The organism is Symbiobacterium thermophilum IAM 14863, from assembly GCF_000009905.1.
Lineage (GTDB): Bacteria > Bacillota > Sulfobacillia > Symbiobacteriales > Symbiobacteriaceae > Symbiobacterium > Symbiobacterium thermophilum.
Genome location: NC_006177.1, coordinates 3,454,238 through 3,468,024, shown reverse-complemented (window position 1 = coordinate 3,468,024; position 13,787 = coordinate 3,454,238). Strand labels below are relative to the sequence as shown.

At 65.9% G+C, this 13,787-nt stretch carries 11 protein-coding genes, 3 tRNA genes, 2 rRNA genes and 1 pseudogene; all 17 read left to right on the top strand.

The features are described from left to right. Window positions 1-121 precede the first annotated feature (121 nt). A 23S ribosomal RNA gene (locus tag STH_RS16190) occupies window positions 122-3,066 on the top strand. A 48-nt stretch (window positions 3,067-3,114) separates the two neighbouring features. Continuing rightward, window positions 3,115-3,222: ribosomal RNA gene (gene rrf, locus STH_RS16185) — 5S ribosomal RNA — on the top strand. 64 nt (window positions 3,223-3,286) lie between these two features. Beyond that, window positions 3,287-3,361: transfer RNA gene (locus tag STH_RS16180), tRNA-Val, on the top strand. A gap of 5 nt (window positions 3,362-3,366) precedes the next feature. Then, a tRNA-Glu gene (locus STH_RS16175) sits at window positions 3,367-3,442 on the top strand. An 83-nt stretch (window positions 3,443-3,525) separates the two neighbouring features. Next, window positions 3,526-3,601, top strand: a tRNA-Arg gene (locus tag STH_RS16170). A 147-nt stretch (window positions 3,602-3,748) separates the two neighbouring features. Continuing rightward, window positions 3,749-4,633, top strand: a complete 885-nt coding sequence (locus STH_RS16165) for a G5 domain-containing protein (RefSeq protein WP_011197363.1) — start codon at window positions 3,749-3,751, stop codon at window positions 4,631-4,633. 64 nt (window positions 4,634-4,697) lie between these two features. Next, entirely contained in the window at window positions 4,698-5,555 is an 858-nt protein-coding gene (gene rsmA, locus STH_RS16160) for a 16S rRNA (adenine(1518)-N(6)/adenine(1519)-N(6))-dimethyltransferase RsmA (protein WP_011197362.1), read from the top strand. A 19-nt stretch (window positions 5,556-5,574) separates the two neighbouring features. Further along, on the top strand, window positions 5,575-6,054 hold the full coding sequence (locus tag STH_RS16155; protein WP_011197361.1) for a ribonuclease H-like YkuK family protein: 480 nt from the start codon (window positions 5,575-5,577) through the stop codon (window positions 6,052-6,054). Window positions 6,055-6,250: 196 nt separating this feature from the next. Then, on the top strand, window positions 6,251-6,529 hold the full coding sequence (locus STH_RS16150) for a Veg family protein (RefSeq protein ID WP_011197360.1): 279 nt from the start codon (window positions 6,251-6,253) through the stop codon (window positions 6,527-6,529). 62 nt (window positions 6,530-6,591) lie between these two features. Beyond that, the gene (gene ispE, locus STH_RS16145; RefSeq protein ID WP_011197359.1) at window positions 6,592-7,440 is read left to right on the top strand and encodes a 4-(cytidine 5'-diphospho)-2-C-methyl-D-erythritol kinase; all 849 of its coding nucleotides are present in this window, start codon (window positions 6,592-6,594) and stop codon (window positions 7,438-7,440) included. A gap of 97 nt (window positions 7,441-7,537) precedes the next feature. Next, window positions 7,538-8,293: an NTP transferase domain-containing protein gene (locus tag STH_RS16140; RefSeq protein ID WP_011197358.1), complete on the top strand. Its 756-nt coding sequence runs from the start codon at window positions 7,538-7,540 to the stop codon at window positions 8,291-8,293. Window positions 8,294-8,326: 33 nt separating this feature from the next. Further along, the gene (gene purR / locus STH_RS16135) at window positions 8,327-9,148 is read left to right on the top strand and encodes a pur operon repressor (RefSeq protein ID WP_043716276.1); all 822 of its coding nucleotides are present in this window, start codon (window positions 8,327-8,329) and stop codon (window positions 9,146-9,148) included. 7 nt (window positions 9,149-9,155) lie between these two features. After that, window positions 9,156-10,388 (top strand): threonine ammonia-lyase, encoded by a 1,233-nt coding sequence (gene ilvA, locus STH_RS16130; protein WP_011197356.1) that lies wholly within the window; start codon window positions 9,156-9,158, stop codon window positions 10,386-10,388. A gap of 12 nt (window positions 10,389-10,400) precedes the next feature. Further along, window positions 10,401-10,631 (top strand): hypothetical protein, encoded by a 231-nt coding sequence (locus STH_RS16125; protein ID WP_011197355.1) that lies wholly within the window; start codon window positions 10,401-10,403, stop codon window positions 10,629-10,631. Between the two features lie 168 nt (window positions 10,632-10,799). After that, window positions 10,800-11,042, top strand: a pseudogene (locus tag STH_RS19870) (SpoVG family protein); the annotation flags it as partial. 288 nt (window positions 11,043-11,330) lie between these two features. Further along, on the top strand, window positions 11,331-12,746 hold the full coding sequence (gene glmU, locus STH_RS16115) for a bifunctional UDP-N-acetylglucosamine diphosphorylase/glucosamine-1-phosphate N-acetyltransferase GlmU (RefSeq protein ID WP_011197353.1): 1,416 nt from the start codon (window positions 11,331-11,333) through the stop codon (window positions 12,744-12,746). Between the two features lie 2 nt (window positions 12,747-12,748). Further along, window positions 12,749-13,714 (top strand): ribose-phosphate diphosphokinase, encoded by a 966-nt coding sequence (locus STH_RS16110; protein WP_011197352.1) that lies wholly within the window; start codon window positions 12,749-12,751, stop codon window positions 13,712-13,714. The last annotated feature ends 73 nt before the right edge of the window (window positions 13,715-13,787 follow it).

Below are 13,787 nucleotides of genomic sequence, written 5' to 3'. Positions count from 1 at the left end.
CTGCACTGTCTGGTTTTGAGGGTTCGAGAGGGCCGCCTCTGTGAGGCGGTCGCTTGAATCCCCAAGGTCGTACCTTGAAAACTGCACAGTGGACACACAGCGCAAGAAGCGCTGACAGCGAAATCAAGCTGGAAAGGGCACACGGCGGATGCCTGGGCGCCAGGCGCCGATGAAGGACGTGGCAAGCTGCGATAAGCCTCGGGGAGCCGCAAGCAGGCGTAGATCCGGGGATCTCCGAATGGGGCAACCCGGCTGGCGTAATGGCCAGTCACCCACAGCTGAATCCATAGGCTGTGAGGAGGGCACCGCCCGAACTGAAACATCTCAGTAGGGCGAGGAAAAGAAATCAACCGAGATTCCCTCAGTAGCGGCGAGCGAACGGGGAGGAGCCTAAACCAGTTTCGGGTAACCGGGGCTGGGGTTGCGGGACGCCGATGAAGCGATGCTCCTGAGCCTAGCTGAACAGGTCTGGAAAGGCCGGCCGCAGAAGGTAATAGCCCTGTAGGCGAAAGGTGAAGGACCGCTTGGCGGATCCCAAGTACCACGGGACACGAGGAATCCCGTGGGAATCCGGGGGGACCACCCTCCAAGGCTAAATACGCCTGGCGACCGATAGTGAACCAGTACCGTGAGGGAAAGGTGAAAAGCACCGCGGGAGCGGAGTGAAAGAGACCCTGAAACCGTGTGCCTACAAGCAGTACGAGCCCCGTATGAGGGTGAGTGCGTGCCTATTGAAGAATGAACCGGCGAGTTACGGTCACTGGCATGGTTAAGGGCCTCAGGCCCGGAGCCGAAGCGAAAGCGAGTCTGAAGAGGGCGTAGTCAGTGGCTGTAGACCCGAAACCCGGTGATCTATCCATGGCCAGGGTGAAGCGGGGGTAAGACCTCGTGGAGGCCCGAACCGGTCAGTGTTGAAAAACTGTCGGATGAGCTGTGGATAGGGGTGAAAAGCCAAACGAACCGGGAGATAGCTGGTTCTCCCCGAAATAGCTTTAGGGCTAGCGTCGGCAGAGAAGCTTGCTGGAGGTAGAGCACTGATTGGGCTAGGGGCCCTATCGGTTACCGAACCCAGTCAAACTCCGAATGCCAGCAAGTATGGCCGGCAGTCAGACGGCGAGCGCTAAGGTCCGTCGTCAAGAGGGAAACAGCCCAGACCGCCAGCTAAGGTCCCCAAGTCTCTGCTAAGTGGTCAAGGATGTGGCGTTGTAGAGACAACCAGGATGTTGGCTTAGAAGCAGCCATCATTGAAAGAGTGCGTAACAGCTCACTGGTCGAATGACGCTGCGCCATAAATACTCGGGGCTAAGCAGAGCACCGAAGCTGCGGACTGCCGTAGGGCAGTGGTAGGGGAGCGTTCCATGTGCGGCGAAGGTCGACCGGAAGGACGGCTGGAGCGCATGGAAGTGAGAATGCCGGTATGAGTAGCGAAAAGACAGGTGAGAATCCTGTCCACCGAAAGCCTAAGGATTCCTGAGCAAGGCTCGTCCGCTCAGGGTCAGTCGGGACCTAAGCCGAGGCCGAATGGCGTAGGCGATGGGAAACAGGTCGACATTCCTGTACCACCTACGGGTCGCTTGACCGATGCGGGGACGCAGGAGGCTAGGGGGACCCGGCCGCTGGTTGAGCCGGGGTAAGCGGGTAGCGTGGCCCGGTAGGGAAGTCCGCCGGGCTAAACGTGAGACGCGACGCCGACCGAAATGAAGTAGGGAAGCCCCTGACGCCACACTGCCGAGAAAAGCCGCTAGGGAGACCCGGGGTGCCCGTACCGCAAACCGACACAGGTAGGCGGGGAGAGAATCCTCAGGTGCGCGGGAGAACCCTCGCTAAGGAACTCGGCAAAATGCATCCGTAACTTCGGGAGAAGGATGGCCCTCGAACCGTGAGCGGAGAGACGCCGCAGAGCGGGGGAGGGTTGCAGAGGAGAGGCCCAAGCGACTGTTTACCACAAACACAGGTCAGTGCTAAGCCGGAAGGCGACGTATACTGGCTGACGCCTGCCCGGTGCTGGAAGGTTAAGGGGAAGGGTCAGGCTGCAAGGCCGAAGCTCTGAACCGAAGCCCCAGTAAACGGCGGCCGTAACTATAACGGTCCTAAGGTAGCGAAATTCCTTGTCGGGTAAGTTCCGACCCGCACGAATGGCGTAACGACTTGGGCACTGTCTCGGCGAGGGACCCGGTGAAATTGCAATACCTGTGAAGATGCAGGTTACCTGCGATTGGACAGAAAGACCCCATGGAGCTTTACTGTAGCCTGGCATTGGATTTTGGTGGTGCGTGTACAGGATAGGTGGGAGCCTGCGAAGCCGGGTCGCCAGATTCGGTGGAGGCGCCGTTGGGATACCACCCTCGCAGCATCGAAGTTCTAACACAGGCCCCTGGAGCGGGGCCGTGGACCGTGCCAGGTGGGCAGTTTGACTGGGGCGGTCGCCTCCTAAAAGGTAACGGAGGCGCCCAAAGGTCCGCTCAGGATGGTTGGAAATCATCCGTGGAGTGCAAAGGCAGAAGCGGGCTTGACTGCGAGACAGACAGGTCGAGCAGGGTCGAAAGACGGGCTTAGTGATCCGGCGGTTCCGGGTGGAAGGGCCGTCGCTCAACGGATAAAAGCTACCCTGGGGATAACAGGCTGATCTCCCCCAAGAGTCCACATCGACGGGGAGGTTTGGCACCTCGATGTCGGCTCATCGCATCCTCGGGCTGAAGTCGGTCCGAAGGGTTCGGCTGTTCGCCGATTAAAGCGGTACGCGAGCTGGGTTCAGAACGTCGTGAGACAGTTCGGTCCCTATCCATCGCAGGCGGAGGAGATTTGACGGGATCTGCCCCTAGTACGAGAGGACCGGGGTGGACGGCCCGCTGGTGTACCAGTTATCCCGCCAGGGGTACAGCTGGGTAGCCATGGCCGGAACGGATAAGCGCTGAAAGCATCTAAGCGCGAAGCCGGCCCGAAGATGAGATCTCCCATCCCGCAAGGGAGTAAGGCCCCTGGAAGATGACCAGGTAGATAGGCCGGGAGTGGAAGTGCCGTAAGGCATGGAGCGGACCGGTACTAATCGGCCGAGGGCTTGATTTCGCTGGTGTGTGTTCACTGTGTGGTTTTGAGGGTAAGACCTCGAAGGTTTTGGGTGGCGATGCCGGAGGGGATCACCCGTTCCCATTCCGAACACGGAAGTTAAGCCCTCCAGGGCCGAAGGTACTCCGCAAGGGGGAGAATAGGTCGCTGCCCAAACTCATTTGACGGGAAGCCTCCCCCGGCGGTATGAGCCGCCGGGGAAGGCCGATCCCGTTGACACGGGCGGTTAGCTCAGCGGGAGAGCACTTGCTTCACACGCAAGGGGTCACTGGTTCGATCCCAGTACCGCCCACCAACGACGGCCCCATCGTCTAGAGGCCTAGGACACCACCCTTTCACGGTGGCGGCACGGGTTCGAATCCCGTTGGGGTCACCATTTTTTGTTCCCCCGGTTCCTGTGTCCCCGGCGCCCTGACGGGTCGTGCGCACAGCGCGATTCCCACACCCCGCCAAGCGAATGTGCCTATAGCTCAGTGGACAGAGCGCTTGCCTCCGGAGCAAGAGGTCCCAGGTTCGAATCCTGGTAGGCACGCCAGTGCAAAGCCCGGTGAACGTTCGTCACCGGGCTTTGCCACATCACGGCGGTGCAGAAGTTGCCAGCCGCCCCTGGGAGGCATAGAAAGGCCCCGGGGCGAACTATTATGGGAACTGCTGCACAAAGACCAGACGGGAGGGGGCGGGCATGCACCTGAAGTCTTTGCGAGGCCGAGCGCTGGCGATCGCCGCGGCCGCCGTACTGCTGGCGGGGGCGCTGGGCCAGCTGGGCCGGCCCGCTCAGCACACGGTCACGACCGCCACCGAGTCCGCGCCGGCGGGCGAGGTCCTGGCAGCGGCCGCGACAGTGCCTGTCATGCTGATCGACGGCGGCGAGCGCCGCACGGTGCAGACCGCCGCGCACACCGTCGGCGAGCTGCTGAAGGAGCAACGGGTTACCCTGGGCGAGCTCGACTCGCTGTCGGTGCCCGAGAGCGCGGCCGTCACCGCGGGCCTGGAGGTGCGGATTGTCCGCCGGACCGAGGAGCTGGTGACGGAGGAAGAGGAGATCCCGTTTGACACGGTGGATCGGCCGGACGGCAGCCTGGTCGTGGGCGCCGAAGAGGTCGTCCAGCCGGGCGCGCCCGGTCTGAAGCTGGTAGAGCGGCTGGTGCGCTACGAGGACGGCGTTGTGGTGTCCAGCGAGGTCGTGACGGAGAGGGTCGTCCAGGAACCCACCCCGCAGATTGTGGCCTACGGTACGGGCGGCGTGGTCTCCCGCGGCGGCGAGCGGTTCCGCTACACCGAGGTCCTGGAGATGGTCGCGACCGGCTATACCCCGGGACCGGAGAGTAATCCGGGCGGCGTTGGGTTAACCTACACGGGCATTCCCGCGGCGCGCGGCATCGTGGCCGTCGACCCGCAGGTCATTCCGCTCTACACCCGCCTCTACATCGAAGGGTACGGTCCGGCCCTGGCCGCCGACACGGGCGGAGCGATCAAGGGAAACCGCATCGACCTCTGCTTCGACACCGTGGAGGAGGCGCTGGCCTGGGGCGTGCGGCCGGTCACGGTCTATGTCCTGGGAGACTGAACACGGGCCAGGGGCCGTCGTCCGGCCCCTGGCTTCTTGCAATCCCTGGTAAGGAGACGATTCCATGGACTTGGCGAACCCGGGCGCGCTGAAGGCGCTGATGGCCCAATACGGCCTGCGGCCGCAGCACCGGCTGGGGCAGAACTTCCTCATTGACGGTAGGGTACTGGACGGCATCGTGTCGGCCGCCGGACTGGAACCGACCGACGTCGTGTTGGAGATCGGTCCAGGGCTGGGCACGCTGACGCAGCGCCTGGCCGCGAAGGCGGGGCGCGTGGTCTGCGTCGAGTTGGACCGCGGGCTGGTGCAGGTCCTGCACGATACCGTGCAGAAGGCTTACGACAACGTCGAGGTCATCCACGGTGACGCGGGCCGGATCGATTTACATAAACTGCTCGGGGAACGGCTGGCGCCGGGGCAGAAGGCCAAGGTGGTGGCGAACCTCCCCTACTACATCACGACGCCGCTGGTCATGCGGCTCCTGGAGGAGGAGCTGCCGCTTTCCCACGTGGTGGTGATGGTTCAGAAGGAAGTGGCCGACCGCATGGTGTCGCCGCCGGGCTCCAAGGCCTATGGGGCCCTCAGCGTCGCGGTACAATATTACACGGAGCCGCGGATCGTGCTCCGGGTGAGCCGGGCGTCCTTCATGCCGCAGCCGGAGGTGGACTCGGCCGTCGTCAGCCTGCGGTATCGGGAACGGCCGCCCGTGGATGCGCCGCCTGAGGCGTTTTTCCGGGTGGTCCGGGCCGCCTTCGGCCAGCGGCGCAAGAGTCTGGTGAACGCGCTGACGTCCCTGGGGGTGGAAAAGGCCGCGGTGCATGCGGCCCTGGAGGCGGCGGGCATCGACCCCGGCCGACGGGGCGAGAGCCTGTCGCTGGAGGAGTTTGCGGCGGTGGCCCGAACCCTGTGGCAGCGCACCTGACCGGTTGGAGGGAGCACCTGTGGAGGATGGTAGATTCTACAGCCCGACCAGGGGACCGCTGACGTTGGATCAGGTGGTCGAGGACCTGCTGGCGTTCATGGCCGACGATCCCCACGGGTCGTACCGGCTGATCGTCGGCACGGACTCGCAGACCCGCACGGACCTTTGCTTCGTAACGGCCATCATCGTGCACCGGAAGGGGAAGGGGGCGCGGTTCTACTACCGGCGGCGCCGGCAGAGCAAGATGCGCAGCCTGCGGCAGCGGATCTTCTACGAGGCTGCGCTGTCCCTGGCGACCGCGGAGCGGCTCGCCCAATGCCTTTCCAACTGTGGTGCGACCGGACTCAACGTGGAGATCCACCTGGACGTCGGCGAGCATGGCGAGACCCGGGAGCTGATCCGCGACGTCGTGGGGATGATCGCAGGCAGCGGCTTCCACGCCGAGATCAAGCCCAACTCCTACGGCGCCTCCAAGGTGGCCGACCGCTACACGAAGTGACCGCGCGGCGGGACGGCCCCGTAACGCCGGATCAGCCTGCACAGGAGCCGCGTTCATTCACCAGAAGTACTTGACACGAGACGTGCGGGAAAGTAAAATACTGTTTTCCTTGACTCTGGGAGCCTGGCCTGCTATACTAAGATCGTGAACGATTTCGCCAGCCGACGCGGCGACGAGCGGGAAGGTGTGGTGGCAGTTGGCTTCCAGGAGCGTTCTAGTGGACATCAAGCGGGACCTCGAGGCGTACGTGGGGTCAAAGATCCGCCTGAGAGCCAATAAGGGCCGCAAGAAGATCGTCGAGCGCGAAGGGGTACTGGAAGGTACATACCCGAACATCTTCACCGTCAGGCTTTCCGAAGCAGACTCGGTGCGCCGCGTCAGCTACAGCTACGCGGACCTGCTTACGGAGACGGTGGAGCTGGTGGTCTGCTCCGCGAGCGGCACGGAGACCAAGTTCGAGGCGCATTCCCGCTAGGCGACCCGAGACAAGAGCCAGGGAGAATCCCTGGCTTTTTCGGTGTGTGGAGGGAAATCCGGATGGAAATCGAATGCCACGCAAAGGTGAACCTCACGCTGGACGTGCTGGGTCGGCGGCCGGACGGATACCACGAGATCCGCTCCGTCATGGTACCCGTTTCTCTCCACGACCGCCTGGTCCTCGAGCCGGCGGAGGAGGAGATCGTCCTGGAAAGCCGGCCCCCCGCAACCGACCGGTTGGAGGAGAACCTGGCCTACCGGGCCGCGGCGCTGCTCCGGGAGGCGACGGGATGCAGCCGGGGCGCGGTCATCCGGCTGCAGAAAACCATCCCGGTGGCTGCCGGCCTGGCCGGCGGCTCCACCGACGCGGCGGGCGTCCTGACGGGGCTCAACCGTCTGTGGGGGACGGGGCTCTCCGACGGGGAGCTGGCGGACCTGGCCATCCGGCTCGGTTCCGACGTGCCGTTCTTCATCTGGTCCCGCCCCGCCCGGGTGGAGGGGATCGGCGAGCGGGTCACCCCGCTCCCCGTGGCCGGGCCGCTCTGGATGGTGGTGGCCACGCCGGACGTCCCCAAGTCCACCGGCCAGGTGTACCGGTGGTTCGATGAGCTGGCGGACGTGGGGCCGCGCCCCGACGCCGGGGCGATGGAAGCGGCCCTGGCCCGGGGGGACGCCGCGGCGGTGGGCCGCGCCCTCTGCAACGTGTTCGAACAGGTCATGCTGCCGCGCCACCCGGAGATCGCCCGGCTCAAGGAGGCGATGCTGGCCGCCGGCGCGCTGGGGGCGGTCATGTCGGGGGCGGGTCCCTCGGTGCTGGGCGTGGTTCCGGACCGGGAGGCGGGCGGTAGGCTGCTGGAGCGCATCCGGCCGCTTTCCCGGGACGCCTGGGTGGTCCGTACCCTGGTCTGAGGGTTCTGGGCGACGCCGGCAGGAACTCCGTCGGCGCGCCGAGAAGCAAACTGTTTGTTTCGTCCATAAACTTCTGGGCATCGAGGAGAGATCGGGCATGGCCGTACACGTCATCGTCCTGGCCGGGGCCGCCAACGGCGGTCCGCTGCGGGAGGTCAGCTCCGCACCCAACGAGGCGCTCGTCGAGATCAATGGCAAGCCCATGATTCAGTACGTCATCGATGCACTGCAGGAGGCCAGGTCGATCGGGCGGATCGTGATCGTCGCCCCGCCCGGGCAGCTGGAGCCCCACGTGTCCGGCCGCAACCTCGAGTTCGTGCCCAGCCGAGACCACATTGTCGACAACATCCTGGAGGCGCTGAAAGTCCTGCAGCCGGAGGACCGGTTCCTGGTGATCAGCAGCGATGTGCCCCTGATCACGGGCCAGATCGTAGACGACCTGATCGCCCTGTGCGCGCAGCGGCCGGCCGACCTGTACTATCCGATCGTGGAGCGCAAGGTCGCCGAGGAGCGGTACCCGGGCGTCCAGCGCACGTACGTCAGGCTGCGGGAGGGAACCTTCACGGGCGGGAACGTGTTCCTCGTCCACCCCTCCATCGTTGACCGGGTGGCGCCGAAGGTCCGGGCGTTCCTGGACTACCGCAAGAGCCCGCTCAAGATGGTCAGCCTGCTGGGGTGGGGGTTCACCCTGCGATACCTGCTCCTGCGCAACCTGAGCCTCAGGGAGTTGGAGGAGAAGGTCTCGCGCATGCTGGACATCAACGGGGCCGTGGTGGTCTGCCCGTGGCCTGAGGTGGGCATCGACGTGGACAAGCCGAGCGACCTGGGCCTGGTGGAGTCCCTTCTGAAATAGCGGGCCGTCCGGGGCGGACAGGGGGTGGCAGCGATCGATCGGATGAATCGGAGCCAGCGACTGGTGGCCATCATGAAACTGCTCTCCGAGCGGCCGGGAGAGCTCCTGCCGCTGAGCTTCTTCACCGAGCGGTTCGGTGCCGCCAAGTCCACCATTTCCGAGGACCTGGCCCTGGTGAAGGAGGCCCTGGAGGCCGACGGTTCAGGCCGCCTGCGCACGCACGCCGGGGCGGCGGGCGGGGTGCAGTACTGGCCGCTGCCCTCCCGGGAGGAGGAGCAGGAAACCCTGCTGGAGCTCTGCCGGCTCCTGAGCGATCCGGGGCGGATCCTGCCCGGCGGGTTCGTCTACATGACCGATCTCATCACCCACCCGATCTGGAGCGCCCGCATCGGGGCGATCATGGCCGCGCGGTTCATCGACGCCGAACCCGACGTCGTGCTCACCGTAGAGACCAAGGGGATCCCCCTGGCCCTGATGGTCGCCCGCGCCCTGGGGCTGCCCATGGTGGTCGCCCGGCGCGAGGGCCGGGTGACGGAGGGGCCCTCCGTCACGCTCCACTACATCTCCGGATCCCGCCGCATCCACACCATGACGGTCGGCCTCCGGGCCCTGTGGCGCGGCGCCCGGGTCCTGGTGGTCGACGACTTCATGAAGGCGGGCGCGACCGCCCGCGCCATGGTGGATGTGGCCGGCGAGATGGGCGCCTCCGTGGCCGGCGTGGGAGTCTTTGTCTCCACCGCGGAACCGGCCAGGAAGCAGGTGCAGCGCTACGTGTCGCTGCTCACGCTGGAGCAGGTGGACGAGGTGGCCCGCACGGTCCGGGTGGTTCCGGCCGACCGACTGACGAAGGAGTGAACCGTGGGTGACGGTAACCTTTGCGGACATCGAGAAGGCGCGCATTCTGCTGAGCGGACACATCAAGCGGACACCCATGCTTCAGAGCCCTGGCATCACCGAGCACCTGGGACTTCCGGTCTACCTGAAGGCCGAGAACCTGCAGCGGGCCGGGTCGTTCAAGGTGCGGGGAGCGCTCAACAAGATCCACTCGCTGACTGAGGAAGAGAAGGCGCGCGGCGTCATCGCGGCGTCGGCCGGCAACCACGCGCAGGGCGTGGCCCTGGCGGCGTCCAGTCTCGGCATCCGGTCGGTCATCTGCATGCCGGAGGGCGCCCCGATCGCCAAGCTGGAGGCGACCCAGGGCTACGGCGCCCAGGTGGTCCTGCACGGCGAGACCTACGACGACGCCTACCAGAAGGCGCGGGCGCTGCAGGCGGAGCACGGGTACACGTTCATCCACGGCTTCGATGACCCGTACACCATCGCCGGCCAGGGGACGGTCGGGCTGGAGATCGTGGAGGACCTGCCCGACATCGCGACGGTGGTGGTGCCGATCGGCGGCGGCGGCCTCATGGCGGGCGTTGCCCTGGCGGTCAAGTCCCTGAAGCCCGGCGTACGGGTGGTGGGGGTCCAGGCCGCGGGCGCGCCGGCGGTCTTCCTCAGCCGGCAGCAGGGCAAGCTGGTGGCGACCGACTCGGTCCACACCATCGCGGACGGCATTGCCATCAAGAAGCCGGGGGCGCTGTGCTGGGAGATTATCCGGGAACACGTGGACGACATCGTGCTGGTGGACGAGGAGGAGATCGCACAGTCGATCCTCTTCCTGCTGGAGCGTGCGAAGGTCATCGTCGAGGGCGCCGGCGCCGTGGGCATGGCCGCGCTCCTCGGCGACAAGATCCCGGATCTGCAGGGACCGGTCTGCGTCGTGCTCTCGGGCGGCAACATTGACGTGAACATCATCTCCCGCATCATCGAGCGCGGTCTGGTGAAGGCGGGGCGGTACATCCGGATCTCCACGTTCGTGCCCGACCGGCCCGGCGGGCTGCAGCAGCTCCTCGCGACCGTGGCCCAGGCCGGGGCCAACGTGATCGACGTGCGTCATGAGCGCTGGCTGAACAAGGTGACCATCGGCGAGGTGGAGATCACCCTGGCGCTGGAGACTCGCAACGCCCGCCATGTCGATGAGATTCTCGCCACCCTCAAGGCGAAGGGGTATCATGTCTGGATCATTCCGCCGTATCGTCCCAACGACTGGTAGGAGGTGTGAGCGATGGCGCATCGGCCTGCCTCGTGGTTCCGGAATGTGGCGGTCGCCGGCCTGGTGGTCGCGCTGGCCATGGTTCCGGCGATCGCGGCGCTCCTGCACGGCGCCCTGCCGCTCTGGCTCCACATCCCGCTGACGGTGCTGGCCCTGTCGCTGCTGGCACTGGGCTCCGCGGCGGCGGGGGTTGCGGCGGTGGAGTTCCGGCAGCGCCAGCAGCCGGCGAAGAGTGGGGAGTAGCCGGGAAGAAGGGGGCTTCGGCCCCCCTTCTTCGCGCATCTGTCAGGTATGGGAACTCCCGGTCGGGTCTGCGAACATTTGCACGGTATTCGCGGTCTCTTGGAGAAGGAATTCCCTGGAAGAAAAGAGAACTACTTCCCCACAGTCTCGCCGGGGAGGTACGGAAGGATGAAGATCACGAACGTCCGGATCAACCAGCTCGTGGGGGAAGGCAAGGTCAAGGCCCTGGTGTCGGTGGTGTTCGACGGGGTGCTGACCGTGACGGATCTGAAGGTGGTCGAAGGCTCGAAGGGACTCTTCGTGTCCATGCCCAGCCGCAAGAACAAGGACGGCAAGTTCCGCGACGTCGTCTACCCCTGCACCGCGGAGATGCGGCAGGCGATTCAGAACGCGGTTCTCGGCGCGTACGACGCCATGACCCGCAGCGGCGTCGCCCCGCAGGCGGGCGGCCTGCAGGGGGCGGAGGAGCCGACGGCCGTCGAGCCGGCACCGCAACTGCAGGATGAGAGCGAGTTGCCCTGGGAGCCCGGCGACGACGGCGAGGGGGCGCGAGAGCTGGCTGCGGTGGCGGGGGCGGTCGCCGCGGACTAGGCCTGTCTGCCCGGGCCCGGCGCACGGGGCTGTGCCGGGCCAATTTTCCTTGTTTCGCGTCTGTCCTGTGGTATAATGGCTCCGGATCAAGACCGGGGAGGGAAACCCATGTCGGACATCACGGCCGTTCTGCTCGCTGCCGGCCACGGAACCCGCATGAAATCGGACCTGATCAAAGTCATGCATCCCCTTGCCGGGAAGCCGATGATCGGTCACATCGTGGACAACGTGCGGCGGGCAGGCCTGGAGGACATCGTGGTCGTGGTGGGGTATCAGCAGGAGCGGATCCGGGAATACCTCGGCGACCGCGTGCGTTATGCCGTGCAGTCCGAGCAACTGGGGACGGGCCACGCGGTGCTTCAGGCGGCCGGCCTGATCGACGAGACCGAGGGCGGCCACGTGCTGGTGATGTACGGCGACAACCCCTTCATCGGTCCGGAGTTGATTGAACGGCTGATCCGGGCCCACGTCGAGGCGGATGCCGCCGCGAGCCTGCTCACGGCGGAGCTCGCCGACCCCGGGGCCCTCGGGCGGATCCTGCGGGATCCGGCGACGGGCGCCTTCCTGGGCAGCGTCGAGTACAAGGACGCGACCCCCGAGCAGCGGCGCATCCGGGAGATCTGGACCGGGGTGGCGGTGTTCCGGCGGGCGGGCTTCACCGCGCTCCTGAACCGGCTCGACCGGAACAACGCCCAGGGCGAGTACTACCTCCCCCAGGTGTGGGAGATCCTGCTCCAGCGGGGCGAGAAGGTGCAGGCGCTGCTGCTGGCCTCCGAGGAGGACGCGCTGGCGCCCAACGATCGGGTGGAACTGGCCCGGGCCGAGGCGCGGCTGCGCCGGCAGATCAACGAGCGTCACATGAGGAACGGCGTCACCATCATCAACCCGGACGCGACCTACATCGATGAGGACGTGGAGATCGGGCGCGACACGGTGATCTGGCCCTTCACCTTCATCCACGGCAAGACGGTGATCGGCCCTCACTGCAAGATCGGGCCGATGACCACCATCGTCTCGTCCACGGTGGCCGAGGGCTGCGTCGTGGAGCAGTCGGTGGTCGAGGAGTCGTATGTCGGCCCCGGGTGCCGCATCGGGCCCATGGCCCACCTGCGCCCGGGCTGCGAACTGGAGGGCGCCGCAGAGATCGGCAACTACGCCGAGCTCAAGAAGGCGAAGGTGGGACGCGGCGTGAAGTGCCACCACCATTCCTATCTGGGAGATGCCACCATCGGCGCCGGAGCCAACATCGGTGCCGGCACGATAACCGCCAACTACAACGGCGTGGAGAAGTTCAGGACCGAGATCGGCAGCGGTGCCTTCATCGGCACCAACGTCAACCTGATCGCGCCCATCACCGTCGGGGACGGCGCCCTGATCGCCGCCGGCTCCACCGTGGGCCCCAGGCTCGAGATCCCGGCTGACGCGCTGGTGGTGGAACGGGCGCAGGCGGTCATCAAGGAAGGCCGTGCCGCCAGCCTCAAAGAGGCATGGCGTCAGCGCAAGATGAACAGGGAGGGCACCTAGCCGTGGTACCTTACCAGGATCGCAAGCTGAAAATCTTTTCCGGGAACGCGAACCTCCCCCTGGCCAGGGCGATTGCGGACCACATGGGGATCAGCCTCGGCAACATGAACGTCGGCCGCTTCTCCAACGGGGAGATCCGGGTCGACATCAACGAATCGGTGCGGGGCACCGACTGCTTTGTCATCCAGTCGGGGGTCCATCCGGTCAACGAGAACGTCATGGAGCTGCTGGTCATCGGCGACGCTCTCCGGCGGGCGAGCGCCCGCCGGATCACCGCGGTGGTGCCTCATTTTCCCTACGCCCGGCAGGATCGCAAGGCCAGGGGGCGCGAGCCCATCACGGCCAAGCTGCTGGCGAACCTGATCACGACCGCCGGCTTCCGGCGCCTCCTCACCATCGACCTGCACGCGGCGCAGATCCAGGGCTTCTTCGACACGCCGGTGGACCACCTGCACGCCGGCCCCCTGATCGCGAACTACTTCCGGCAGAAGGGGCTGCAGAACGCGGTGGTCGTGTCGCCGGATACGGGCGGCGTGCCCCGCGCCCGGGACCTGGCGGAGCGGCTGGGGGTCGGGCTGGCGATCATCGACAAGCGGCGGCCGGAGCCCAATGTCGCCGAGGTGATGAACATCATCGGTGACGTGGAGGGAAAGACGGCGATCCTGGTGGACGACCTCATCGACACCGCCGGAACGATCGTGAAGGGCGCCGAGGCGCTGCTGGAACGGGGGGCCACCGAGGTCTACGCCGCCTGTACGCACCCCGTGTTCAGCGGGCCGGCGTACGAGCGGCTGGCGGCCAGCCCCATCAAGGAGATTGTCGTGACCGATACCATCCCGGTGGACGCCGACAAGATGGGCGGCAAGCTGCGCGTGGTGTCGGTGGCGCCGCTCCTCGGCAAGGCCATCATCCGCATTCACGAAGACCTCTCCGTCTCAAAGATCTTTGAAGAGGAGCCCAGGCTCTGAGACCCGGCCCTCCGCGGCATCCCGGCGCGTTCCGGGGTGCCGCTGCGTTCTGGTCCGCCGTTTTCCGCGGTCC

What these genes read in the sequence shown, in the direction of transcription:
- STH_RS16125 (WP_011197355.1), top strand. Translation starts at nt 10,401, where the DNA reads ATGGCGCATCGGCCTGCCTCGTGGTTCCGGAATGTGGCGGTCGCCGGC.
- STH_RS16165 (WP_011197363.1), top strand. Translation starts at nt 3,749, where the DNA reads ATGCACCTGAAGTCTTTGCGAGGCCGAGCGCTGGCGATCGCCGCGGCC.
- rsmA (WP_011197362.1), top strand. Translation starts at nt 4,698, where the DNA reads ATGGACTTGGCGAACCCGGGCGCGCTGAAGGCGCTGATGGCCCAATAC.
- glmU (WP_011197353.1), top strand. Translation starts at nt 11,331, where the DNA reads ATGTCGGACATCACGGCCGTTCTGCTCGCTGCCGGCCACGGAACCCGC.
- ispE (WP_011197359.1), top strand. Translation starts at nt 6,592, where the DNA reads ATGGAAATCGAATGCCACGCAAAGGTGAACCTCACGCTGGACGTGCTG.
- STH_RS16140 (WP_011197358.1), top strand. Translation starts at nt 7,538, where the DNA reads ATGGCCGTACACGTCATCGTCCTGGCCGGGGCCGCCAACGGCGGTCCG.